Here is a 25,430-nt window from a genome sequence, read left to right on the forward strand (position 1 = left end):
AAGGGGATAAACAAGTGAATATAATCAAGCGATTAAAGGTCCCGGTAGTGTGGATACTCAGCCTGATGCTGATACTGGAGATGATCTTGACACCTGCCTATGCGTCAGCTGGAACGTCAGCATCCAAAGAAACATTCTCTTCTGTTCAGCCACCAAGCCGCACGGCAGCGGCGCCGGATACCGATCCGGATCAATGGACGACGGTTGCCAAGAGCGTCTACGGTGATGTATACGAGGAAGATGATCCAGAGATGGATGCATTGGAAGAGAAGCTCAAGCAGCTGGACTATCCGGCAGCAAATTCCCGGGTGAATTCCTTCGCTCTCCAATCCGAGACGACACTTCCGGAACCAGAGCCGATTACTGAACTGGGAGAAGAGAAGATTTACCTGCTGCTCAAGGATGGAGCAGAACCTGTAGATATTTACTGGATTGAATATCTGCACCGGATCACAGGCAAAGATGGAGATCAGATCTGGCAAGACTATCGTCAACAGAACATAAAATGGGCGGAATTGGAGCAGCAATACAGCAAAGTATCTGTTACAGGAGATGTATACAGAGACGTAGAGGATGATACATATGGACCGATGCTCTCTACACAAGGTCTGCATGCGATACGAGGATTGACAGCCGAAAGTTCCAGCGCTCCTGCAATGACGCTGTCGGCTGCATTGGATAGTGCGCTGGATAATATGATTAATGATCAACGAATCGATAATCTGGGCAAACAGCAATATGATGAGAATCCAGAAAATACAGAAAGTATCAGTACTTCCAGTGGAAGCTTATCCTGGAATGCTAATCAAATTCATCTTCCAGGACGAGATGGGCTGGATTTGGATATTGGAGTACGTTACGATTCTTTGGATACTTCTGCTTTTACAAGAAAATCTTCTAAAAAAGGTACTGCTAGCGTGTATAAACGTAGCTACACTTATGAGCGGAACGATTTAGGAATGGGATGGTCTTTCCAACTTCCTTCTGTAGAAGGCGGAGGGCCTAACTGCAATTATTCTCAATTTGTTTATCATTCGGGTACAGGACAAAGTTATAGACTTTATACGGCTTTTGAGAATACCACAGTAAATATCAAGAAAGAGAGTGGGAGTCTTTTAACATTCACTAGGCAAATACCTAGTAATGAACAGTTTTCGAACGGAGAATTACAAGCATGTTATCTGATGAAACATCCGAACGGCAATCGTGAGTATTTTTCTTCTTTTGGTTTGCTCATTGGTAAAGTAGATCGCTATGGTAATACAGTTTCTTATCATTATCAAGATCGAAAAGTAAACTCTGAAGTAACCGAGGGCTGGGGTGGATTCGTACTATCCTATATTACAGACACTATTGGTCGCAAAGTTACCTTTGATTATGAGACTAAATTGAATCAGGGTGATGATTTCCGAGGGGAAAATATTATTGTTACTGTATATGATCCGCAAGGTCAGTCTCAACAAAAAGTGGTTTATACCAAAAGTAGAGCTAAATTGATCCAAAATCAGCAGGATCAAGGATACGTACCTTTACTACAAAGTATCACCAATAATATGCAGGAAAAGCAAACTTTCGATTATAGCTTGGTCAATGCTTCTTTCCGCTTTGAGAGCCCTAAAGACTTTGTAGACGAACCTTATTTCTTGCTAAACCAAGTGACTTCCCCTCGCTCTGTTACGCACTATGAATATGAGCAAGCAAGTCGTAGACCAGGGAACAGAGGAGAGAGCACAGAATACAGAATTCGTTCACGCTATGATGTTCCTCTTCTGGCGAATAATAGCCAGGGTAATAGAATGAATCAAATCGATTATACCTATATTAATGACTATACCAAATATTATGATATTAATCAGGCTCATGGTGGGGATCATACCTTATACCGTTACTCTCAAACTGCCCATGTTAAGAGCAGCACAGCAGCTAATGGAACTGAAATCACTAATACCTACAATGGTAAACATCAGTTGCTTTCCACAGAAACCAAGAACCCTCAAGGCGAGACGGTTACAACCAATTATCAGCAGTTTGATCCAACATATGAATACAACCCTATCAAAATCCAAACTATTCAGAAGGATGCGAACGGCACAGTCACCCGCTACAAGGATATTACCTATACCGACTGGGGTGGCACATCAGCTGAAACCGATGACCTGCTGGAAAGCGATTATAACAACGCTGATACCAGAGCACGTCATACCGTAAACTACACCTATGATCCTGTGTACCATTTGCCACTCAGCAAATCATGGTATCAAAGCGATAACAAACAAATCAGCGAACAATACAGCTATAACACTTCCGGTCGTCTGCAAAGTACAACCAATGCCGCGGGAGAAGTAACCAACTATAGCTATGAACCTTCACCATCGGGGCCCAACCAGATCCAGAAGGTCACCGAAACTCGTAAAGTGCGCGATGGTATAAGCACCAGCGTCACAACAACATTCGGTGCCGACTATAACTATGCCTATCCAACCGAACAGACCCAGACACTGACCAATGCAGGCAAAAATACACAAACCGTTCGTCAGACAATGAAGTACAACAGCGGCACCGGTCTGTTAACAGAGCAAACGGACAGCGATGGACGCAAGACAACGACGACTTACGATGCTCTCGGACGACCGACCCGGATCGTCTCTCCATCGATCACCAATCTGGATGGCACCGTATACGCAGTAGAAGACCAGTATGCCTACACCAATCGTGCTTACAGTACCGAGGCAGACAGCGTCAACAGCGGTATCCTGACGATGCGGGTGGACAGCATCCGTCAATATACCAATACAGCGACAGGTGCAACGACCATACTGACACGCCAGTCCTCCTATTACGATGGTATGGGCTTCCTGCGTGTCGATGAGACGTACAATGGCACCAATGGCTGGACCCGTTCCCAGTATCATCCGGACGATCAGGGGCGTGCCGTCTATGCAATAGACCCGGCTGGCAATACCCAGACTGCAGCCTACGACGCATGGGGCCAGCAGATAGAATTTACAGATGCCCAGGGCAACCTGTTTGTGAATAAAGCCGAGCTGACTCAGCATAAAGCCAAGCGGTTTGCTGTTGCAGCCGATCAGGTAGCTGCTTACCGGTCCAATCCTGGCAATGCAGCGATCCAGCTTAACTATGTGGAGCAATCCTACGATGCATATGGACATATGACAGGAATGCTCGCTTACCAGGATGGATCGGCTCGCAGCCAGCCAATCAGGGAGAGCTATTCGTATGATCTGGTCGGGAACATACTGACTTATATCGATCCGAATAATAATCGTAATGGTAGCGGCGTGACTACAGCCTTTACGTATGACGGATTGAACCGTCTGACTTCCGTACAGGATGCGATGGATCAGACGAGCCGTTATGGCTACGATGGACTCGGCAGTTTATCCAAAGTGACAATTAGCGATACAGCAGGCAAAAGCGAGACCCTGTATAGCAAAGACTACAATGAGCTTGGCCAGATGACCAAGAAGACCGATCCATCCGGTAACAGTACCGATCTGACCTACAATCAGCGTGGGCTGAACGATCAGCAAACCGACCGCAATGGCACCGTGACGAATTATCAATATGATGAACGCGGTCAACGTACTGTAGCCACTCTGAAAGGGACAGACGGCAGCACGCTGCAGACCAAGAGCATCTTTGGCAGTGACGGCAATCTGCTTACAGATCGTCATGAACTGTACCTGAACGGTACCAAAACAGCCACTCAGACAAGTACCATCGACAAGCTGGATCGGGTCACCAACCTGGTCTCGACAGCCAATGGATACAATGCACAGCTGAATGTAACATACGATTCGCTGGATCGGATGACGAGCCAGAAGAACAGTCTGAATGGCAACAGCCTGTTCACCAACTATGGCTACGATAAATCCCGTCTAACCCAGATTCAGACCAATGGCGGCCAGACCCGCACAACGGCCAAGACAGCGAATATACAATATGATTACACACCGCTCGGTCAAGTACGCAGTATCACTTTCCCTACCCTGTCAGATGGAACGACCCTGCGTGAGAGTATGAGCTACGATCCACTGAATCGATTGTCCCGACTGACTAATGCAAAAGGCGACCAAATGTTGTCGGTGTATAACTATCAGTATGATGCCAACGGCAACATTACAGGGATCAAGGAACAGGTGCAGAGCGGTGCAGCACAGACTTCAACGTATGCGTATGACAAGTTAAATCGTCTCACAGTTGTGAAAAGAGCTGACGGCAGCGAGACCCAGTATACGTATGATTTGCGCGGCAACCGCAGGACGATGAGTGATACCCAGGAACTGCCGGAGACAGAGCCGGCAAGCTATACGTATGATCTGCAGAACACATTAACATCTGCAACCACAGCTAAAGGCAAAACCAGCTTCGACTATCTACCAGACGGATTACGTGCCAAAAAAACTACCGGAACCAAAGTCACCCAGTATGGATACAATGGAGCTGGCAAGGTGGTCTCTGACAAAACTGCCGATGGTACAGCATCCAGCTATATTCGCGGTGACCGGGTGCTTGTCAAAAAAGACCAGGCGAATAAGAAGGATTACTATTATCTGTACAACGGACATGGTGACGTAGTCCAGATGATTGGAACAGATGGCAGTCTGGTGAACAGCTATCGTTATGATGAGTGGGGGAATATTACCCAGCAGAAGGAAACGGTGACGAATGAGTTTAAATATGCTGGGGAGACGTATGATGCGGAGACGGGGTTGTACTATCTAAAGGCAAGATACTATGATCCTACTCAGGGACGGTTTCTAAATGAAGATACGTACGAGGGGCAAATCAGTAATCCACTCAGCATGAATTTATACACATATGTTGAAAATATGCCTATCACTTATATTGACCCAACAGGGCACCGAAAAACAACTTCATATTATGAAGTGGCTAGTATGTTAGATGAGGCAATGAAAGCTGACGGAAGCAAAAAAAGTTATTATTACAAATTGCATCAGGAAAATTTAAAGTCTTTGTTTGCAAATGTATATACAGACGGAGGTAATAAATTTGACTATTTATATGGACTGTTGACAAAGACTAGTTCCTATAAAAATTCTGATGGAAACGCAGTATGGTCAAAATATCAGTTTTTAAATTCAATTGAAATTGCACAAGACAATTTAGATAAGAAATGGGAGTATGTAGAATTTGTAGGTAGCTTCCTTTCAATGAATAGTGGGGGTCAAGTATCTGGAATTATAAAGTATAGTTCTGCTAGTGAACTTGCTTTGAAAGATGGTATGACTGCTAAAGTAGATGACGTATTAAATATGGCTGAGAAGTTTCTTGGAAAAGGATATCAAGAGACTAAAAATGGAAGATTTGTATCTAAAGATGGTGAAAGAGTGGTTAGAATGGGCGAGAATGACATTACAGGTAAACATGGTGGAGGACCTCACATGAACTTTGAAACTTTAGTTCCGAATCCCAATAAACCTGGTAAAATGATGGTCAAAGAAAACTACCATATTTATTTAAAGGAATGATGAATAATGAAAGTACAAATAAAAATTAATGAATACCAAGAGGAGCAAGGAATTCGTTTAGAATGGGAAGATAATTTCGAAATCGCTTGTTTAATAGAAGGTGACACTATAAATATTAAAGCAAATAATGAAGGATTGTTTTCATTAGCTAAACATCTATTAACTCTTGCGCAGAATAAAATACCAACTGGAAGACATTTGCATTTTGATGATATTAACTCACTAGAAGAAGGTTCAGCAACTCTAATTATCGAAAAAATATAAAATTGTAAAATTATGTAAAACAGGAATTGAAAATACGACTTGTCTATGTTACCGCAATAGACAAGTCGTATTTCAGTTATGTCGTAGGAATCAGTTCTCTTCATGTTAGAAATAGATAAGTAATTTCAAAATATAATTTAAACTTAGAAATTAACACAACTAGTCATCCTATATCATAAGGTCTATCATAAATCCTTATGCATTATATCTCTATTCTTGTAATTACTAAAAATGCCCTCACGAAAAATTCACATGCCAATCCACGAATTTTGTGCTATCATACAATAGTTTTCCCCTTCTGACGATTGTTCGTCCGTCTCTGAACAAACTTTCAAAAACTGTTTTACATTTGTTCATACCAATGCTATGATGTTAATGCAAACAAGGATCACAACAGATTTGCCATATACACAGCATGTATTTGTTATCCAGGGTAATAACAAGAGTATGAAATAATGAATAGTTTAAAGGAGCGATACACATATGAATTTGGCCAAGCTTATTGACCATACATTGTTGAAAGCGGACGCAACAAAGGCGGAAATCACCAAACTGACAGATGAAGCGAGAAAGTACCAGTTTGCTTCTGTCTGTGTCAACCCGACATGGGTAGCCTACTGCGCAGACCAGCTCAAAGGCAGCGGAGTGGATGTATGTACCGTTATCGGATTCCCTCTGGGAGCGAGCACTCCTGAAGTGAAAGCTTTTGAAGCAGCGAATGCCATCGAGAACGGTGCAACCGAAGTCGACATGGTTATCAACATCGGCGCTCTCAAGGACGGCGACAACGATCTGGTACTGCGTGATATCCAGGCGGTTGTCAATGCAGCCAAAGGTAAAGCACTGGTAAAAGTCATCATCGAGACTTGCCTGCTGACTGACGAAGAGAAAGTTCGCGCTTCCGAATTGTCTGTTCAAGCTGGAGCGGACTTTGTGAAGACATCCACTGGTTTCTCTACTGGCGGAGCGACAGCAGAAGATATCGCCCTGATGCGCAAAACGGTAGGACCTGATGTAGGCGTCAAAGCTTCCGGCGGCGTACGCAGCCTGGAAGACCTGAACCAGATGGTTGCAGCCGGCGCGACACGTATTGGCGCGAGCTCTGGTGTGAAGATTATGGAAGGTGGACAATCCACTTCCGACTATTAATTCACAGTAGTCATTCGATTCCGTCCGGTCTGCGCCGAGCAGCAGAGACGGAATCGATGGTCAGGCAGTACACAGGACAGAGAGGCTGCCGGAGATTGCAGTACAAGATGACCATTCATCCGAGTGGCAATCTTCCGGCCGTCTGGCTTTCCGGCTTCATTATCGTCAATATTCATGCCCAAGGAGGCTATGTACGATGAAAGAACAACTGATTCAGGCCGCGATTGAAGCGCGCCAGAACGCCTATGTACCTTATTCCAACTTCCAGGTTGGCGCAGCACTGCTCGCAGATGGCAAAGTATACGGTGGAGCGAACATTGAGAACGCATCCTTCGGACTGACCAACTGTGCAGAACGTACTGCAATCTTCAAAGCTGCTTCCGAAGGCATCCGCAAGATCGATGCAATCGCGATCGTAGCCGACACGGACGGACCGGTATCTCCATGTGGAGCCTGCCGCCAGGTCATTGCGGAATTCAGCGATGAGAACACTCGCGTCTATCTGACGAACCTCAAGGGAGACGTTAGCGAATGGAGCGTATCCGAGATTCTGCCGGGATATTTCCAGGCCAAGGATATGAACAAAGGCTGATGGGATAACCCCAATATTCAGTCACAGCAGCAACCGTTTCACTTTATTTTTGAAAAGATGATCCTCAGGGACTCATTCTTTTGGCAAAGAATGTAAGCGCTTTATGATTTTTAGGAAAGCGTTTCGCAAATGTTTCACAGCAAGTTACAATATTGACCGTGATGAACGGGTTCCTGCACCGGATGGGATGCAGATTTAGAATAGGAGCTAATCTTTTATGAAATATCTTATCGCGATTATTGGTATTCTCGTAGTGTTCGCACTGACTTATGTTGCCAGCAACAACAAGAAAGATATCCGCTATCGTCCGCTTATCATCATGATTGTGCTCCAGGCGATACTGGCCTTTATCCTGCTTAATACAACAGCAGGCGCGTGGTTGATCGGCGGATTCTCAACCGTATTTAATCATCTGCTCGGGTATGCGCATCAGGGTACGGACTTCGTATTCGGCGGATTTGCTTACAAAGAAGGTTCCACACCGTTCTTTATCAGCGTACTGATGCCAATCGTATTCATCTCCGCGCTGATCGGTATTCTGCAGTATTTCAAAATTCTGCCGTTCATCATTCGCTACATCGGTCTGGTGCTGAGCAAGATCAACGGCATGGGCAAGCTGGAATCCTACAATGCGGTAGCATCCGCGATTCTGGGACAATCCGAAGTATTCATTTCGGTGAAAAAGCAGATCGGTATGCTGCCGAAGCACCGTCTGTACACGCTGTGTGCTTCCGCCATGTCGACCGTATCGATGTCCATCGTCGGTTCCTACATGGTAATGCTGCAGCCGCGTTACGTAGTAACAGCGCTTGTACTGAATCTGTTCGGCGGTTTCATCATCGCTTCACTCATTAATCCATATCGTGTAACCAAAGAAGAAGATATACTGGAAGTACAGGAAGAAGAGAAACAGAGCTTCTTCGAAATGCTGGGCGAGTACATTATGGACGGTTTCAAAGTTGCCATTACGGTAGCTGCGATGCTAATCGGTTTCGTAGCCCTGATCGCTATGATCAACGGACTGTTCGATCTGATCTTCCATATCACGTTCCAGGAACTGCTGGGTTTTGTTTTTGCACCATTTGCATTCATCATGGGTGTACCTTGGAGCGAAGCAGTTACAGCGGGCAGCCTGATGGCGACCAAGCTGGTATCCAACGAGTTCGTGGCGATGCTGGATCTGGGCAAACACACCGAGCTGAGCGCACGCACAATCGGTATCGTATCCGTGTTCCTCGTATCCTTTGCCAACTTCTCTTCCATCGGTATTATCTCCGGTGCGGTTAAAGGCCTGAACGAGAAGAAAGGTAACGAAGTTGCCAAGTTTGGTCTGAAGCTGCTGTACGGCGCGACTATGGTCAGCGTACTGTCCGCGATCATCGCCGGTCTGTTCCTGTAAGAAAGAGTATTTCCAATCGTAACTTATCTGTTGTAAAATAGTCCTTTGCACAATTTTACAGCTTATCAGCTTGTTGAATCGTACTTCTCGGACAGCGCCTGCTGTTTGAGCATGACTACAGGGTGTTATATCCTGTATGACATGGCGTATGATTCAGCAAGCTGTCTATTTTGAAAGGAGTAATCAACGATGACACCATTCAAACGTGTACATTTGGTAGTAATGGATTCGGTGGGGATCGGTGAAGCACCGGATGCCGCAGAATTCGGCGACGTGGATGTTGATACATTCGGACATATTGCCCGTGAGAACGGCGGACTGAACATGCCGAACATGGCCAAACTGGGTCTGTCCAATATCCGTGAAATCGAGGGTGTACCGGCAGCGGAGCAGCCGCTTGCCTACTATACCAAGATGCAGGAAGCTTCCCGCGGTAAAGACACGATGACCGGACACTGGGAGATCATGGGACTGTATATTGATACCCCGTTCCGCGTGTTCCCGGATGGATTCCCGGATGAGCTGATTCAGCGCATCGAGGAGAAGACCGGCCGCAAAGTCATCGGCAACAAGCCGGCCAGCGGTACCGAGATTATCGACGAACTGGGCGAAGAGCATGTGAAGACCGGCGCGCTGATCATCTATACTTCCGCCGATTCCGTGCTGCAGATTGCCGCACACGAAGAAGTCGTTCCACTCAAGGAACTGTATGAGATCTGTGAGTTCTGCCGTGAGATTACACTGGATGATCCGTACATGCTGGGCCGCATTATCGCGCGTCCATTTGTCGGTGAAGTCGGCAAATTCACCCGTACATCCAACCGTCATGACTATGCTCTGAAACCATTCGGACCGACGACGATGAATGCGATGAAGGATGCCGGACTGGACGTAATCGCAATCGGTAAAATCTCCGATATCTACGACGGCGAAGGCGTAACCGAATCGATCCGTACGAAGTCCAATATGGATGGCATGGATCAGCTGGTGAACGTTGTATCCAAGCCGTTCCACGGTATGAGCTTCCTGAACCTGGTCGACTTTGACGCCCTATTCGGTCACCGCCGTGATCCAAAAGGCTATGCCGACGCACTGGAAGAATACGATGCACGCCTGCCAGAAGTATTCGAGAAAATGGAAGAAGATGACCTGCTCATCATCACTGCCGACCACGGTAACGATCCAACCTACACCGGAACCGATCATACCCGTGAATATGTGCCACTGCTCGTCTACTCCAAACGTTTTGCAAATGGAGGCAAAGAACTTCCTTTGCGCAAAACCTTCGCCGACATCGCCGCAACCGTAGCCGAGAACTTCGGCGTAACGATGCCCGAATACGGCGAAAGCTTCCTGTCCGATCTCAAGTAAGATCGGGAGGAACAGCGACAAAGCATAGCCAGTACATCGCAAGTGTATTTATAAGTGTATTGATTTAAAGGAATTGAATATTTTCTTTATGTTTTATTTTTCAAGGGGTTAAGCGAATGCCGTTAACCCCTCCATACAAGTTGCTTCCGTCCAAGCGGAAGCAATGGAATCGGACTGAAACAGCGTAGCGGCCTCCTTTAAAAATGAATATCGACTGCTTCAGGCAGTCATTCCGGATATTCATTTTTAACAGAGGGTGAAAGCCGATCCATTGCTGAAGCGAGTTCGCTTCGAAGCGCATACTATTTATCTGGAGGTATACACAAATGAGTGTTCATATTGCTGCAAAACCAGGCGACATCGCCGAAACAATCCTGCTGCCAGGAGATCCTCTGCGCGCCAAATACATCGCCGACACCTATCTGGAAGATGTAACCTGCTATAACGAAGTACGCGGTATGCTCGGCTTTACCGGTACGTACAAAGGACAACGTATTTCTGTACAAGGTACAGGTATGGGTCTGCCATCGATCAGTATCTACGTAAACGAGCTGATCAGCGAGTACGGCGTGAAGAACCTGATCCGCGTCGGTACATGCGGCGGTATGCAGGAGAACGTCAAAGTACGCGACGTCATCATTGCCCAAGCGGCAAGTACCGATTCTAGCATGAATACACATATTTTCGGTGGCTACAACTTTGCACCGGTGGCCAGCTTCCCACTGCTCAAAGCAGCTTATGACCGTGGTGTGGAAAAAGGCCTCAACCTGCACGTAGGTAACATCTTCAGCTCCGACTCCTTCTACCGTGATGACAAAACGATCACAGGCCGTCTGATGGAATATGGCGTACTGGGTGTAGAGATGGAGACCAGCGCACTGTACACACTGGCTGCCAAGTTTGGTGTGAACGCACTGACTATTCTGACCGTAAGTGACCATCTGCTGACAGGCGAAGAGACAACGTCCGAAGAAAGACAGACTACATTCAACGATATGATGGAAGTGGCTCTGGACGCAGCGATCTCTTTTCAAAAGTAATCCGGATCGCTAACCGTCCAGCATAGACGGCAGACAGCCGGGAACAGAGTGATTGGACATCCGCTGCATTGTGTACACCGTACTGGTGCATGCGGATGTACACCACCTTTCCCGGACACCTACAGCACAGCAGCATCGGATAGAGAGGAATAATGCTTCGGATGCTCTGCAGCTGCTTATATCGATGTTAGGTTCATGTTAAATATTCCACTACAAGTGAGGAGATCCAACGATGAGAATGGTAGACCTGATTGAGAAAAAGCGTGACGGTAAAGAACTGACTACAGAAGAAATTAACTTTATTATTGAAGGATATACCAACGGTGAGATCCCGGATTACCAGATGAGTGCGTTCAACATGGCTGTATTCTTCCAGGATATGACCGAGCGCGAACGTGCCGATCTGACAATGGCAATGGTGAACTCCGGCGAGACAATTGACCTGTCTGCGATCGAAGGCGTCAAAGTCGACAAGCACTCCACCGGCGGTGTGGGCGATACAACGACACTCGTACTGGCTCCACTCGTAGCGGCTCTCGATATCCCGGTAGCCAAAATGTCCGGACGCGGTCTGGGACACACAGGCGGTACGATCGACAAGCTGGAAGCGGTAGAAGGATTCCATGTGGAAATTACCAAGGATGAATTCATCAAGCTCGTCAATGAAAGCAAAATCGCCGTTATCGGACAAAGCGGCAACCTGACGCCTGCAGACAAAAAGCTGTATGCACTGCGTGACGTAACAGCAACCGTCAACTCCATTCCGCTGATCGCCAGCTCCATCATGAGCAAGAAAATCGCTGCCGGTGCCGACGCAATCGTATTGGATGTTAAAACAGGTGCAGGCGCATTTATGAAAACACCGGAAGATGCCAAAGAACTGGCACACGCCATGGTTAGCATCGGTAACAACGTAGGCCGCAAAACAATGGCCGTTATCTCCGATATGAGCCAGCCGCTCGGACTTGCGATCGGTAACTCCCTGGAAATCCAGGAAGCGATCGACACACTCAAAGGACAAGGTCCAAAAGATCTGGAAGAACTGTGCTTTGCACTGGGCAGCCAGATGGTCTTCCTGGCCAACAAAGCAAGCTCCCTGGAAGAAGCCGAGCAAAAACTCAGAGAAGTCATTGCCAATGGTAAAGCACTGGAGAAATTCAAGCTGTTCCTGGCGAATCAGGGCGGCGACGCATCTGTCGTGGATCATCCGGAGCGCCTGCCGCAGGCGAAATTCCATATCGAAGTACCTGCCAAGCAGGACGGTGTGGTAGCGGAACTGGTAGCCGATGAGATCGGTACAGCAGCGATGCTGCTGGGCGCAGGACGCGCAACCAAAGAATCCGAGATCGATCTGGCTGTCGGCCTGATGCTGAACAAGAAAGTCGGCGATTCTGTCAAAGCCGGCGAATCCCTCGTAACCATTCATTCCAACCGTGAGAATGTAGACGATGTAATGGCAATGCTGTACGAGAATATCCGTATTGCGGATCATGCAGACGCGCCAACACTCGTATACGGCACAGTTACCGAGTAATAGCAGTACAAGATCAGCTCTCTACCCGCTCGAATTATCCCATATAATCCGAAGCAGAAGAGTTTCCATTCGACGTAGGTGATGGTATATGATCACCTTGTTACACCCACCAGGACAGCAGCTTTTCTCAGCAGCATCATCATGAGAAAAGCTGCTGTCTATTTTTTTGATCAAATTGGGGATTATACATAAATTAATACAAAATATGAGAGGGTATCAACCGATATAAATAATAGTTGTCTTTACCACGAGATTGCTGCCAGCCGGTCGTTAAGCGCAGCTTTACCAAGAGTAGGATAGGCTCTGTAAAACTTAAGATAAACACAAAAAACATATGATGAATATAAAAGAATATTATGGAACCAGAGGAAGGGATGACAGGTGGACATGATCGGATGCCTAAAAAGGATTGAACAGGAGCGTGAAGAACTTCATTATTTGGTGGAACAATACGGTTTCTCGGATCATCGGGTACTGGTCAAGTCCCAGCAGTTGGATCAAACGCTGAATGAATTCAACCGCCATGCCTGCATGTATGACAGCAGTAAACTGAATCTGTAAACCTCGGAGCTCCTCGGGAGCTCCGAGGTTTCTTTATATGATGTTGCCTTAAAATCAGAATCCCTATCGAAGGCAACATGTATTACACTATATGGTAATAATGGAATGCATACGTATGCCTATGGAAATAACGCCTAATTTCAAACCCTTATCAACCAGATCGTCATAGGATGGAAAAGCAGACTGCGGGTAATACAGTTACCAAGCAGTGATTCCTAAAAATTTGATGACATAATATGGGTGCGTCAAATTATACAGTTGTGGTAGAATATGTACCAGGTAAAGTAAGGAGAGACAGAACATGCAGAATACCCTTAATATTCGTTCCATCGTGGAACAGGAGATCCAGCAAAAGGGATATAATTTAAGCCGCTTCAGCCAGGTGTCCGGAATGAACAGGGGAACGCTGAGTCTTATTCTTAATGGAAACCCTTCCAAGCTGCCCTCTATTCCCCAAATGGACAAGATCGCAGAAGCACTGGGCTATGAGCAGGGTTGGCTGTACGAACTCTACCTGGAAGAATGCTTTGACCGGGAAGTTCCTCACTGGCGTCGGCTCAAAAATTTTCTCTACCGCTGTATTCAACTGAATAAAGAAGAACTCATCGGTAAGGCACTACACCGTCTGATGGAGGATTGCAGCCAGACAGCAGCTGTATTTGATGCTGCCGAGGAATGGTATGACGCGGGTCATCGGCAGATCCTGCTGCCTTTTTATCACTATGTCACGATGAATGAGAAATACCGCCATGCAGAACGTCTTGCAATCAGCCACTACCGCATTTTCCGACTGAGTCAAAGCGAGAACTTCGAGAACAATCTCCGCGCAGCGATCACTTTTGAACCGTATCGGCATGAACTGCCGGTGGGTTTTCGATTGGATGGTTTGTTGAAGCTTGCGAATATTTATTACAACCAGCATATGTGGGAGAAGGCCGAATATTTTGCAGATGAGCTGCATGAGTTATCAACTAGCGCTTATGATCATAGAATTCATATGATTAATGGAATTGATGAAGAGAGAGGTCTCCAGACAGAACGACATCTTGTAGTTTATTATGGACAAGGTTATGTTATGAAAGGCAACTCTTTATTTTTACAGGAACGTTACGACGAAGCATTAGAATATATTTATAAATATGAAAATTTAAACTGGTTTGAGGGTTTAGGTGAAGAAGGAAGAAGAGAAGTCAACAAATTATCAGGTTTTGCTAGAGCTAACTTTTTAGCATTACATTTGTTGACTGGAAATAATAACCGGTTGTCTGAATACTTAGATTTCCTCCGAAATGATATTAATGAGGTACTTCCAGGATTAATATTTATAGTAGAAGCAGCTAATAAATATAATTTTATAATTGATGATATTATTAATGAATTTCTGGACACAGTAACAAAAATGGAAGAAGAACTGCAAACTAAAAGTGGATATTATCAAAGTGATGTAAGTATGGAAAGGTATATAAGTTTATATAAAAAACTGGCTATTTATTTCTTCAAAAATCGTAGCTATAATAAAGCTATCGATAACGTTATAAAATGTATGAATTTAAGTGTTAGATTTAAAAGTAAAGATGGTTTAATTCCTAGCATTTCTTTATTTGAAATGTATAGAGAGCATGCAGCCAGTAATCAGTTAGAACAGTACATTCAAATTATGAGAGAGGTGTTGAGAATTGAAGAAGCGCATTTTAGCAAGCATATTGATTCCTCAAGTTATTAGTTTATTGATTTTTAGTCCACTATTAATCGACGCTCTTAATGCAAGTGCTAACGTGTTAGGACATGGTACTGGCGGCTGATCCAAAAAGCATCAAAACTTAGGTTTTGATGCTTTTTTATTTTATTAATTAAAATAATAATTTTTAGAAATTTGGAGAGTAGGCATTATGAAGAAAAAGTTTTTTCACACTATTATTGTCGAAGAACTAACAAAAAAAACGATTAATCATAATAAACTAAGCCAAATTACAGGTATCAATCGTGGAACGTTGAGTTCTGTACTAAACAGTAATTCTGCCAAACTGCCTTCTATTGATCATCTGGATAAAATCACTCAAGCATTAGGCTATCGAGAAGGTTGGTTTTACGATCATTACATTGAAGAGTACTTTCAAGGACACACACACCATTGGAAGAAACTAAAACCCTTATTATATAGATGCATCGAATTAAACTTCTCTGAAAAAATCGAAAAAATACTAAATTGGCTTACAGAAGACGATTCTCAAATATCTCAAATATTTAATTTGGCCGAACAATGGTACGCAGAAGGAGAGCGTCACGCTTTGCTATTGTTTTATGAAACGGTAATTAAAAATGAGAAAAATCGTCATAGTGAGCGAACTATACTCAGTCATTATCGTGTTTTTTTACTGAATTCTGCAGGTACTGATTTTGAAAGTAAACTTCGTGCCGCTATTAAATTTGAGCCTTTTTACGATGAACTTGATCTAAATTACAGATTGGATGCGCTTTTCAAGCTGATCAACATCTATTTTATTCACCGTGACTGGCAGAAGATGTACAAATATTGTGCCGAGATGCGGGTACTTGCTACTAAAGCTTATGAGCAGCGTCTTCATATGCAGCAAAAGAAAAATGGAGATCGGATTTTTATAACCGAGCGTCACTTGGTCGTATATTATGCACATAGTTTTCTGATGGAAGGATTAATAGCGGACGAACAAGGGGATTATGCTAAATCATTAAGCTATATTAAACACTACAATAATCTGGATTGGTTTGAAGGATTGGATGAGACCGGAAGAAAAGAAGTAGAAAAGATTCATAATATAGCTATAGCAAACGAATTAAGTTTGCATCTTCTAATGGGTAATACATCCAAGCTTTCGGAATATTTGCAATTTCTCGAACAGCACCCTCCGGAAATATTGCCAGGTATGGTTACTGTCCTGCAGGCAGCCAATAAACATGATTTTTCTCTTGATCATATCTATCCAAAGTTGTTACAACATCTCGAATACATTGAGAGCGCTACTCATCTGAAAAATAATTATTACGACAACGCGAATACAATGGATATGCTGGAAAAGTTATACCGTCAACTCGCAGTATATCATTTTCGTCAGGCCAACTACTCTGAAGGCATTGAGTACATGTCCAAATGTCTCGCTATTGCCAATCAGATCAACAAAAAAAGTGAATTCACTGAATACCCGGAACTGCTCAAAGTTTTAAAAGAATGGTCCCTGCTCATGCAACGCCATAAAGAAAGCTGACCCGGTCACCTGAATCGGGCAGCTTTTTTAATATCCTCTTTTATCTGTAAAATAATCTACATAAATAACAACCTGGCATATGGATATGCCAACTTCCTCACAAAATGGAAGATATCCGTGACCGGGTACGTGAACAATTCGACAAACTGAAACAAAGGTTCTAATGAACATAGCTGATATTAGCGAAAATTGTCATATTATGTTTGAAATATATAAAATTTAGTCGAGATAAAACCGATAACTAAATAAATAGCTGATGACACTGTCATTCTGCATACGACATAAGTTTGATAAATCGTTTGCAGCATGACAGTTTTTATTTTAGAAAAAGAATACTTGTTAAGCTTTGATTGGTATCCTTGTCCAAGTTATATACTCCACTAACTTAGTTATTTTATGATTGAATGCAATTCAGAATGCATCGATGTATGGAACTTTAGGCGATACTCTGTGATGAGAGGAAGATACGATGAAATCACTATATTTTAAAACAACCGGACAGGCCAAAGAATACATTCATTCCAATCCCGATAAAGGGATCGTGTTATTCACAACAGTGGAAAATGTCAAAGAACTGAGCGCTTTCGCCACAGAACATGTGGTACTCTGCTCCACCGCCGGCGAATATACTTCCGAAGGATTCAAAGAAGGTGTTATCAGCGGATTCGCCTACCAGCGCGATCTGGTAGAACTGATCGAGATCAAGTCACCAGCGATTCTCAGCATCGACGAACTCCAATCCGGGTACAACAAAGTGCGCCACAATCCCAATGCATTCATGTTCATTCTGTATGATGGACTGTCCGGTCAGGAAGAGAGTGTCATGACGACACTGTTCTTTATGGATGAGAAGTTCAAGGTCATCGGCGGCAGCTCCGGCGACTATGTGAAATTCAAGGAAACTGCTGTCTATATCGGCAACCAAAAAGTAAACGGTGTAGCGCTGTACTTTAACTGGCCGAGACGAACCCAGCTGCTCAAGGAAAACCTCTACTACACGACAGGTGAGCGTCTGCTCGTAACTGATGCGGAGCCTCTGAACCGGCTCGTACGCACATTTAACAATCGTCCGGCTTCTACGGAATATGCCAGTGTGCTCGGTATCCCGGAGAATCAGCTGGAAAAGGCATTTATGAACAATCCGCTGGGCAAAGTGATCAAGGACAGCACATATATTACCTCACCGATGAAAGTAAACCCGGACAAGTCGATCACCTTCTACTCCCAGATTGCACCCAATACGTATGTAGATGTGCTGCAGCCGCTGGATGTACATCAGTGCTTCCAGGAAACGCTGAATGCGATAAAGTTTAAGCCATCTTTTATCTTGTCTATTCATTGTATTCTACGCAGCCTGAAGTTCAAAAGCGAAAACACATGGAAAAGTCTGGATGACAAATTGTTAAGCGTCAGCCGCAATCAGGCGGGCTTTATCAGCTATGGCGAACAGATCCACAACAAGCATTTTAACCAGACGATGGTACTTCTGGCGTTTGAATAGGAGGAATAAAGATGCTGAAAAGCGTATTTAAAATAAGAAAATCGAATGCTGTTGAACTCACACCACCAATCCTGCAGGTACAGGTCGAGAAACCATTTTCGGCGCTGCCTTATGTATATATGTTAACTAATGAAATCGAGAAAAACATCCAGCTGGTGCTGGCCGAAGAGCGCAATATTACCTACGGATTCAAGCAGGCTGCAATTTCCCTGAACGAAACAACTACAGAAATCAAAAGCATCGAAAATGTGCTGCATGATCTGGACAAAGAGACCGAGACGATTATTAATGAAGTAGCCTCCAGTATCGCAGTCTCGCAGGATACGATCGTCGATACGCAGAATCTGGTCAATCAGTCTGCCGGCAATATGAACGAAGTCTCCAGCGTTTTCGAGAATATGGTTGCCGTATTCAATGCGATCGAAGTGAAATACAAAGAGATCAACCAGTTCGCCAGCACCATCACCAGTATTGCGACCCAGACCAATCTGCTGTCGCTGAATGCCTCGATCGAAGCTGCACGGGCCGGAGAAGCAGGTAAAGGATTTGCCGTGGTGGCCAGTGAAATCAAGTCCCTGTCCGATACGACCAAAAAAAGCGCTACCGATATTCTGGATCTGCTTGGAGATATGAACAATATCCTCGAATCGATCCGTCTGGAATCCAACAAAGGAAAAGACATCGTGAAAGTAGCCAGTGATACGATGCAGCGTTCGGCCGAGAGCTTTGAGAGTGTGATGACTGCCGAAGCGGAAGTAAACCGTCAGCTGCAGGCTGTAAAGTCTTCGCAGCTCAAAAGCATCAACGACATCGCCAGAAACATTTCCAATATCGCGGATCTGTCCGGCAAGCAAAATCAGAATATTGATGAACTGATCTATAATGGAGACAAGAAATCCGAGCATTATCTATATATTCTCAATCATATGAACCAGATCAAGATGCTGCAGCAGCAGAAATAGCAGAACAATAGCAAAGCAAAGACGCCGATCCTTGTGCAGGATGGGCGTCTTTGTGCTGGCTTATTCCAGATTGATCCGGCGTACGTCCGGCAGTGATTGCAGGATCAGCATCACGTCCGAAGTACGCATCGACGCAGGAAACTTGATCTCCATCTTCAATTGGATTTCCGACTGGATATGGGTATCGGGAATATCCGAATTGCTCTGGGTCGGTGCGTTGGTCTCGGAATACAGCTTGACGATATAGATCTCATTGTCCTCCAGCGTCTTCAGCAGATTCTCGACCGGATCGGTATGATTGACCAGACTGACAGACAGCGTATATGATTTGGCACCGAGTACAGGCGCACTGCGGCCGTGCATGGCGAACTGCACAATCAGTATGAGCGCAGTAACTCCGATACCGACCGCATACGCCAGCGACAACAACCCGCAAAATATACTCCAGTGTCATCAATGTCAATGTTAACAACCTCCTGACCGTTCATTTGGGAATTGTGCATATTATTCATGGAGAACATTATCATGTATATACCCACAGAATGTTTGAATAGGCGGATTTTAGTCTATGAAAGGTGTGAAATGAATTTGCTGAATGTTCACAATTTCTTCCTCTATTGTTATTTATCAAATAGTCAAATGGGGCGAATTATGATAAATTAATTAAACCAACCATTTTTATCGGAAAAAGAGTTGACGGATAATGTCAGACGGTGTACTATACAATTTGCAGTTCGTTATTTTTTGAGACCAGGTGAGGAAATACTAACGTATGAATTGCGGAAGTTTCAACAAACAGCGACCGAAGGGCTTATCGTAGAGCCGAATGTATAGATATTCATAACATTCATATTTGAGGGGAGTCTTACAAATGAAAAAATGGGGTTCTTTAACTCTGATGCTGATCCTGACCATGCTGGTAATTGCAGCATGCGGTAACAGCTCGAATACAGCGACAACAGGCAGTGGAACAGATCAATCGGTTGCAACGACCGAGAGCGCGCCAGCTTCCTCCGGTGCAGCTACTCTGGAATCGGTCAAAGCCAGTGGTAAACTGCGCATCGGTACAGAAGGCACGTACGCGCCGTTTACTTTCCACGATGAGAGCGGCAAGCTCACTGGATTCGATGTGGATATTGCGACCGAAATCAGCAAACGCCTGGGCGTAGAGCCTGAATTCATTGAGACCAAATGGGATAGCATGATTGGTGGTCTTGATTCCAAGCGTTTTGATGCTGTATTTAATCAGGTAGGCATAACGCCTGAACGCCAAGAGAAATACCTGTTCTCCGATCCTTACATCGCTTCAAAAGCAGTACTGATTGTGCCTGAAAGCAATACGGATATTACATCTTTTGCTGATTTGAAAGGCAAAAAGTCTGCTCAATCCCTTACAAGTAACCTTGGTAAAATTGCAAAAAGCAATGGTGCCGAGCTGGTATCTGTTGATGGATTCAACCAGGCTATCGGGCTGTTAACTTCTGGACGTGCAGATGCAACAGTGAATGATAATCTTTCTTACCTTGACTTGAAAAAGCAGCAGCCCAACCTTCCACTTAAAGTGGTAGCTGAAGAGGCAAATGCTTCTCAAAGTGGAGCGATGTTCAACAAAGGCAGTGAAGACCTCGTGGAAGCTGCCAATAAAGCGCTCAAAGAGATGAAGGATGATGGAACTTATCTCAAGATTTCCGAGAAGTACTTTGGAGAAGATGTCTCGAAATAACATAAATTAAACAGGTTGATGTTGGGTGGTTTTCAAATCTATGCATCAACCAGTTATATCTGCAAACCAATATCTTGATGACCTAAACGGCATCAAGATATTGTGTTTTATTTTATGAAAATAATCATGAATTTTGAATGTTATTCTGAAAACGGAGGTCAGTCATGACAGATCGTCAAATACAAATTCTTATTGATTCTTTTTGGCCGATGCTGGAAGCAGGCATTAGATTTACACTGCCACTAGCAATTTTTTCATTTCTGCTAGGTTTGATTTTGGCTGTTCTGACGGCATTGGCGCGTCTTTCTTCATTTAGCCTACTGCGTCAAATCGCTCGATTTTATGTATGGATTATTAGAGGAACGCCATTGCTTGTACAATTGGCTATTATTTTCTATGGATTACCGATGATTAGCGGAAGTCTTGAATTCGATCCCTTTACAGCAGCATTGATCGGTTTTTCACTTAGCGTAGGGGCATATGGCTCTGAAATCGTAAGAGCGGCTATCGAATCCATTGCCAAGGGGCAGTGGGAGGCTGCTTATGCTATCGGTATGACTCGTTCCGAAGCTTTACGTCGTATTATTTTGCCACAGGCGGCTAGAGTATCGGTTCCGCCACTGGCAAACTCGTTTATCAGCCTGGTCAAAGATACTTCTCTTGCCGGTGCGGTTACCTATGTTGAGCTGTATCGTACTTCCGAGCAGATCGTTGCTACCACTTATGAATATTTGCTCGTATACAGTGAAGCAGCAGTAATTTACCTGATTTTTACTACAATCCTGTCTGCCCTGCAAAATCGACTGGAAAAACGATTGCGGCGCTCTTCAGCGAATTAGACAGCTTGTAGGTTATAGGACATTTGATTGCAAAAGAAGCAAAGTATGATGCAACATAGGGAGGAAATCCAATGATGCTGGAAATTCGTAATCTGCACAAAGCGTTTGGTTCGCTTGAAGTGCTTAAAGGAATAGATGTAGACCTGGAAAAGGGAAAAGTTCTTGTAATCATCGGACCTTCCGGTTCGGGTAAAACAACGCTGCTGCGTTGTATTAACCTGCTGGAGATGCCGGACCAGGGAACTATGAAGCTGAGTGATCGTGCGTTAAATTTTCAACCTGGACGTAAAATTCCAAGCCGTGAAGTGACCGAGCTGCGCAAGCGCACTGGCATGGTATTCCAGTCGTACAATCTGTTCCCGCACAAAACGGTCATCGAGAATATCATGGAAGGCCCAGTCGTCGTTCAGAAAAAGAACAAAGAACAGGCGCGCAAAACCGCTCAGGGACTGCTGGACAAAGTGGGACTCGGTGATCGTGGCGATTACTATCCTCACCAGCTGTCCGGTGGACAGCAGCAGCGCGTCGGCATTGCGCGCGCGATGGCGATGGAGCCGGATGTACTGCTGTTCGATGAACCGACCTCTGCGCTTGATCCCGAATTGGTCGGGGAAGTGCTGGGTGTAATCAAGCAGCTGGCCCTGGAAGGCCGTACGATGGTCATTGTTACCCATGAGATGAAGTTCGCTGCAGACGTAGCGGATCATGTCATTCTGATGGATGGCGGACACATTATCGAGCAGGGACCGCCGGATCAGGTGATCAACCATCCGCAAAGCGCACGTGCGCAGCAATTTATGAGCCGGATCAGCGGAGAAAATATCTGATCGGAAATGGGCTGCAGTAACTGCCCGGCAGGAGCAGTTCCCTGGCGGAGCAGCTGGATGCGGAATGCAATAAAATTATCGTAGTCTTATGGATCGAATAGGGCAAACCTTACAAACAAGCAGCAAGTTGTTTGCAGGGTTTGCTTTTTGTTATGCTAACATCCAAATTTGGGTAATTATTGCCCAGGTGCTGGATTAATAGACAGGAATTCGATAATATAACTGTTGAGCACTTCACTTCAATTCTAGGAGGAATGGGATTCATGGGTAAAGTCAGAGTAGCGGTAGTCGGATGCGGCAGCATCTCGGAACGTCGTCACATTCCGGAATATGCAGCCAACCCGGATGTAGAGCTGGTCGCTTTTGCTGATCCGGTACTTGAGAGAGCACAGGGCTATGCGGATTTGTATAATGCCAAAGCCTATGCCGATTATAAAGAATTGCTGGCGGCTGGTGGGTTCGATGCTGTAAGCGTATGCACACCGAACGCACTGCATGCGGAAGTATCCATTGCAGCAGCCAAAGCAGGTGCACATGTACTGGTTGAGAAGCCAATGGCCACTACAGATGAAGAAGCGCGCGATATGATTGCAGCGGCTGAGCAAAACAATGTGTTCCTGATGGTTGCACATAATCAGCGTCTCATGCCTCCACATCTCAAAGCCAAAGAAATCCTCAAGCAGGGTCATCTGGGTCGTGTGTTGACTTTCCGTACAGCATTTGGACATGGTGGTCCGGAAGGCTGGAGTATCGACGGCAAGAACAGCTGGTTCTTCCGCAAAGGTGAAGCAATCATGGGCGCAATGGGCGATCTGGGCGTACATAAGTCGGATATGATCCGCTGGCTGCTGGAAGATGAAGTGGTTAACGTAAGCGCATTTATTGGAACTCTTGATAAAACGGATACGGATGTGGATGATAATGCCATCTGTTTGCTGCGTATGGGCAGCGGCGCGATTGGGTCCCTTGTAGCGAGCTGGACATCCTACCGTGGCGAAGATAATGGTACAGTACTGTGGTGCGAAAATGGTGTTATGAAGATCGGTACCGATCCGGTGGATCAGGTGATCGTGGAGCTGCGCAACGGCACAGTGGAGCGTTACCAGATCGGCGAGATTGCCACCAATGACAAGCAGGTGGCGAGCGGTGTGATGGACGAATTCATTAGCTGTATCCAGACCGGCACGGCACCGATCATTTCTGGTGAAGAAGGACGTCGTTCCCTGAATGTTATTCTGGCTGCTTTCCAATCCCAGGCAGAAGGCAGAACGATTACACTGAATTCCTGATTATTCATAAAATAAATAGAAAAGAGTTGCTGTCACACGGACAGCAGCTCTTTTTTTGTCTTCCAGCTATCGGTTAGATCGAACCGGGACGCGGCTCGGGTAGGACCGTATGGGGATAGGCGGCCACTGCCATTTCGCCTGCAGGGGAGAGAGGATCGGGGTGAATTTTCTTTTCCGTATCCCTGGCAGGTTCGTCCGCGGAGATCTCGCCGGACAAAACGGCTTTCATCCGGTCGGTGTCCAGCATCCCTTCCCAGCGGGCTACGACAAAGGCTGCTACACAATTGCCCATCAGATTGGTGAATACACGCATCGTATCCATGAACCGGTCAGCACCGAGCAGCAGGGCGACGACAGCGACAGGGAAGGCATTCAGCGCAGCAGCTGTAGCGGATAATGCCAGAAATGCCGATCCAGGTACCCCGGCCATTCCTTTGGAACTGAGCATGAGCACAGCCAGAATCGTGATCTCCTGGGTCAGTGTCAATTCAATTCCGACAGCCTGCGCCAGGAACACCGTCGCCAGTGACAGATAGATCGAAGCACCATCCAGGTTAAAGGAGTATCCGGTCGGCACAACAAGTCCCACAACTGCCCGGTTGCAGCCTGCCCGGGTCAACTTGTCCATCATGCGCGGCATCACCACTTCGGAAGATGCCGTACCGATCGCCAGCATAATCTCCGAACGGGTATAACGGATAAACTGCAGCATATTCATTCCGGTCAGCCACCATGCCACCAGTCCAAGACAGACAAGGAAGACAAGCGCAGACACATAGCAGGCAACAATCAGCATGCCGTAGGACGTCAGTGTCGAAGCGCCATATGCGCCTACCGTATAGGCAATAGCGCCGAATGCCCCGATCGGAGCCAGCTTCATAATATAACCGATTACCCGGAACACAAGCTCCATGATCTGATCCACCAGGGTCAGCACATTATGCTTGAGGACGCTGTCACTCGCCGCCAGTGCCGTACCGAACAGACAGGCCAGCAGCAGCACCTGCAGCAGCGCATTCTGGGCAAAGGCATCTACCGCGCTGGTCGGAATAATATTCAGGATAAAATCCACCGTATGTGGCAGCTCTGCTCCATTTGTTTTGGCATCTACCGCATTGGGATCGAGCGTACTGGCATCGATATTCATTCCTTCTCCCGGACGCATCCATTTGGCAGCAGCCAGTCCAAGCACCAGGGCAACTGTAGTCGCAATTTCAAACCAGATAATCGCTTTGAGACCAATCCGTCCTACCGCCTTGAGATCGCCTGCTTTGGCAATACCTGCAACCACAACCAGGAAAATCAGCGGAGCGATCAGCATTTTAATCAGTTTGATGAAGCCGGTGCCAAGCGGCTGCAGCATGGCGCCAAAGCCCGGCCAAAGCATCCCGACTCCAATGCCGATAATGACAGCCACAATAATCTGAAAAAACAGGGATCTGAAAAAGGACATAAAAGGCCTCCTTTATTTCGTATAAGTTTATGTAGCATTTTATAACATGATAGAATGGCTAAAAGCAGCATAATTTCATTGTTTTAATAAACTGCACAATCATTCTGGCATGAATTGAACATGAAAACAAAAAAAAGCGAATAATATGTAAAAATAATTAACATATCATTC

19 protein-coding genes are annotated in these 25,430 nt (G+C 45.4%); 17 read left to right on the forward strand and 2 right to left on the reverse strand.

The window, feature by feature from the left end:
- The first annotated feature begins 14 nt into the window (after nucleotides 1–14).
- The 13 genes from WH45_RS05910 (at nucleotide 15) to WH45_RS05970 (ending at nucleotide 19,128) form a co-directional block, all read left to right on the forward strand.
- Entirely contained in the window at nucleotides 15–5,513 is a 5,499-nt protein-coding gene (locus WH45_RS05910; protein ID WP_152663490.1) for an RHS repeat domain-containing protein, read from the forward strand.
- Between the two features lie 6 nt (nucleotides 5,514–5,519).
- Nucleotides 5,520–5,777, forward strand: coding sequence for an Imm32 family immunity protein (locus WH45_RS05915; RefSeq protein ID WP_046213468.1), 258 nt, complete (start codon nucleotides 5,520–5,522; stop codon nucleotides 5,775–5,777).
- Between the two features lie 483 nt (nucleotides 5,778–6,260).
- Complete coding sequence (gene deoC, locus WH45_RS05920; RefSeq protein WP_046213469.1) at nucleotides 6,261–6,926, forward strand: deoxyribose-phosphate aldolase; 666 nt, start codon at nucleotides 6,261–6,263, stop codon at nucleotides 6,924–6,926.
- 196 nt (nucleotides 6,927–7,122) lie between these two features.
- Nucleotides 7,123–7,518, forward strand: a complete 396-nt coding sequence (locus WH45_RS05925; protein WP_046213470.1) for a cytidine deaminase — start codon at nucleotides 7,123–7,125, stop codon at nucleotides 7,516–7,518.
- A 217-nt stretch (nucleotides 7,519–7,735) separates the two neighbouring features.
- Complete coding sequence (locus WH45_RS05930; protein ID WP_046213471.1) at nucleotides 7,736–8,917, forward strand: NupC/NupG family nucleoside CNT transporter; 1,182 nt, start codon at nucleotides 7,736–7,738, stop codon at nucleotides 8,915–8,917.
- A gap of 189 nt (nucleotides 8,918–9,106) precedes the next feature.
- Nucleotides 9,107–10,288, forward strand: coding sequence for a phosphopentomutase (gene deoB / locus WH45_RS05935; protein ID WP_046213472.1), 1,182 nt, complete (start codon nucleotides 9,107–9,109; stop codon nucleotides 10,286–10,288).
- 326 nt (nucleotides 10,289–10,614) lie between these two features.
- Nucleotides 10,615–11,328: a purine-nucleoside phosphorylase gene (gene deoD / locus WH45_RS05940; protein ID WP_046213473.1), complete on the forward strand. Its 714-nt coding sequence runs from the start codon at nucleotides 10,615–10,617 to the stop codon at nucleotides 11,326–11,328.
- Nucleotides 11,329–11,560: 232 nt separating this feature from the next.
- Nucleotides 11,561–12,862 carry a pyrimidine-nucleoside phosphorylase gene (locus WH45_RS05945; protein WP_046213474.1) on the forward strand — a complete coding sequence of 434 codons (1,302 nt, stop codon included), beginning with the start codon at nucleotides 11,561–11,563 and terminating at the stop codon, nucleotides 12,860–12,862.
- A 387-nt stretch (nucleotides 12,863–13,249) separates the two neighbouring features.
- Nucleotides 13,250–13,423 (forward strand): aspartyl-phosphate phosphatase Spo0E family protein, encoded by a 174-nt coding sequence (locus WH45_RS05950; protein WP_152663496.1) that lies wholly within the window; start codon nucleotides 13,250–13,252, stop codon nucleotides 13,421–13,423.
- A gap of 301 nt (nucleotides 13,424–13,724) precedes the next feature.
- Nucleotides 13,725–15,146: a helix-turn-helix domain-containing protein gene (locus tag WH45_RS05955; RefSeq protein ID WP_046213476.1), complete on the forward strand. Its 1,422-nt coding sequence runs from the start codon at nucleotides 13,725–13,727 to the stop codon at nucleotides 15,144–15,146.
- 166 nt (nucleotides 15,147–15,312) lie between these two features.
- Entirely contained in the window at nucleotides 15,313–16,665 is a 1,353-nt protein-coding gene (locus WH45_RS05960; protein WP_046213477.1) for a helix-turn-helix domain-containing protein, read from the forward strand.
- Between the two features lie 469 nt (nucleotides 16,666–17,134).
- Nucleotides 17,135–18,166: an FIST signal transduction protein gene (locus WH45_RS05965; RefSeq protein WP_046213478.1), complete on the forward strand. Its 1,032-nt coding sequence runs from the start codon at nucleotides 17,135–17,137 to the stop codon at nucleotides 18,164–18,166.
- Between the two features lie 11 nt (nucleotides 18,167–18,177).
- Nucleotides 18,178–19,128: a methyl-accepting chemotaxis protein gene (locus tag WH45_RS05970; RefSeq protein WP_052723636.1), complete on the forward strand. Its 951-nt coding sequence runs from the start codon at nucleotides 18,178–18,180 to the stop codon at nucleotides 19,126–19,128.
- A gap of 60 nt (nucleotides 19,129–19,188) precedes the next feature.
- Here the strand turns inward: WH45_RS05970 and WH45_RS05975 are convergent, their stop codons facing one another.
- The gene (locus tag WH45_RS05975) at nucleotides 19,189–19,557 is read right to left on the reverse strand and encodes a hypothetical protein (RefSeq protein WP_046213479.1); all 369 of its coding nucleotides are present in this window, start codon (nucleotides 19,555–19,557) and stop codon (nucleotides 19,189–19,191) included.
- Between the two features lie 442 nt (nucleotides 19,558–19,999).
- Between WH45_RS05975 and WH45_RS05980 the strand changes: the two genes are divergently transcribed.
- From WH45_RS05980 to WH45_RS05995, 4 genes are all read left to right on the forward strand, one after another.
- A complete protein-coding gene (locus WH45_RS05980) occupies nucleotides 20,000–20,851 on the forward strand; it encodes an amino acid ABC transporter substrate-binding protein (protein WP_046213480.1) in 852 nt (283 codons plus the stop codon).
- Nucleotides 20,852–21,015: 164 nt separating this feature from the next.
- Entirely contained in the window at nucleotides 21,016–21,690 is a 675-nt protein-coding gene (locus tag WH45_RS05985) for an amino acid ABC transporter permease (protein ID WP_046213481.1), read from the forward strand.
- A 74-nt stretch (nucleotides 21,691–21,764) separates the two neighbouring features.
- Nucleotides 21,765–22,517, forward strand: a complete 753-nt coding sequence (locus tag WH45_RS05990) for an amino acid ABC transporter ATP-binding protein (RefSeq protein WP_046213646.1) — start codon at nucleotides 21,765–21,767, stop codon at nucleotides 22,515–22,517.
- Nucleotides 22,518–22,780: 263 nt separating this feature from the next.
- On the forward strand, nucleotides 22,781–23,806 hold the full coding sequence (locus tag WH45_RS05995; RefSeq protein ID WP_046213482.1) for a Gfo/Idh/MocA family protein: 1,026 nt from the start codon (nucleotides 22,781–22,783) through the stop codon (nucleotides 23,804–23,806).
- A 73-nt stretch (nucleotides 23,807–23,879) separates the two neighbouring features.
- Here the strand turns inward: WH45_RS05995 and dctA are convergent, their stop codons facing one another.
- Nucleotides 23,880–25,259: a C4-dicarboxylate transporter DctA gene (gene dctA, locus WH45_RS06000; RefSeq protein WP_046213483.1), complete on the reverse strand. Its 1,380-nt coding sequence runs from the start codon at nucleotides 25,257–25,259 to the stop codon at nucleotides 23,880–23,882.
- Between the last annotated feature and the right edge of the window lie 171 nt (nucleotides 25,260–25,430).

The sequence above is a fragment of the Paenibacillus wulumuqiensis genome (assembly GCF_000971965.1).
Taxonomy (GTDB): Bacteria; Bacillota; Bacilli; order Paenibacillales; family Paenibacillaceae; genus Saccharibacillus; species Saccharibacillus wulumuqiensis.

What these genes read in the sequence shown, in the direction of transcription:
- WH45_RS05980 (WP_046213480.1), top strand. Translation starts at nt 20,000, where the DNA reads ATGAAAAAATGGGGTTCTTTAACTCTGATGCTGATCCTGACCATGCTG.
- WH45_RS05955 (WP_046213476.1), top strand. Translation starts at nt 13,725, where the DNA reads ATGCAGAATACCCTTAATATTCGTTCCATCGTGGAACAGGAGATCCAG.
- WH45_RS05990 (WP_046213646.1), top strand. Translation starts at nt 21,765, where the DNA reads ATGCTGGAAATTCGTAATCTGCACAAAGCGTTTGGTTCGCTTGAAGTG.
- WH45_RS05945 (WP_046213474.1), top strand. Translation starts at nt 11,561, where the DNA reads ATGAGAATGGTAGACCTGATTGAGAAAAAGCGTGACGGTAAAGAACTG.
- WH45_RS05995 (WP_046213482.1), top strand. Translation starts at nt 22,781, where the DNA reads ATGGGTAAAGTCAGAGTAGCGGTAGTCGGATGCGGCAGCATCTCGGAA.
- WH45_RS05985 (WP_046213481.1), top strand. Translation starts at nt 21,016, where the DNA reads ATGACAGATCGTCAAATACAAATTCTTATTGATTCTTTTTGGCCGATG.
- WH45_RS05925 (WP_046213470.1), top strand. Translation starts at nt 7,123, where the DNA reads ATGAAAGAACAACTGATTCAGGCCGCGATTGAAGCGCGCCAGAACGCC.
- WH45_RS05950 (WP_152663496.1), top strand. Translation starts at nt 13,250, where the DNA reads ATGATCGGATGCCTAAAAAGGATTGAACAGGAGCGTGAAGAACTTCAT.
- deoB (WP_046213472.1), top strand. Translation starts at nt 9,107, where the DNA reads ATGACACCATTCAAACGTGTACATTTGGTAGTAATGGATTCGGTGGGG.
- WH45_RS05960 (WP_046213477.1), top strand. Translation starts at nt 15,313, where the DNA reads ATGAAGAAAAAGTTTTTTCACACTATTATTGTCGAAGAACTAACAAAA.
- deoD (WP_046213473.1), top strand. Translation starts at nt 10,615, where the DNA reads ATGAGTGTTCATATTGCTGCAAAACCAGGCGACATCGCCGAAACAATC.
- deoC (WP_046213469.1), top strand. Translation starts at nt 6,261, where the DNA reads ATGAATTTGGCCAAGCTTATTGACCATACATTGTTGAAAGCGGACGCA.
- WH45_RS05965 (WP_046213478.1), top strand. Translation starts at nt 17,135, where the DNA reads ATGAAATCACTATATTTTAAAACAACCGGACAGGCCAAAGAATACATT.
- WH45_RS05915 (WP_046213468.1), top strand. Translation starts at nt 5,520, where the DNA reads ATGAAAGTACAAATAAAAATTAATGAATACCAAGAGGAGCAAGGAATT.
- WH45_RS05970 (WP_052723636.1), top strand. Translation starts at nt 18,178, where the DNA reads ATGCTGAAAAGCGTATTTAAAATAAGAAAATCGAATGCTGTTGAACTC.
- WH45_RS05930 (WP_046213471.1), top strand. Translation starts at nt 7,736, where the DNA reads ATGAAATATCTTATCGCGATTATTGGTATTCTCGTAGTGTTCGCACTG.
- dctA (WP_046213483.1), bottom strand. Translation starts at nt 25,259, where the DNA reads ATGTCCTTTTTCAGATCCCTGTTTTTTCAGATTATTGTGGCTGTCATT.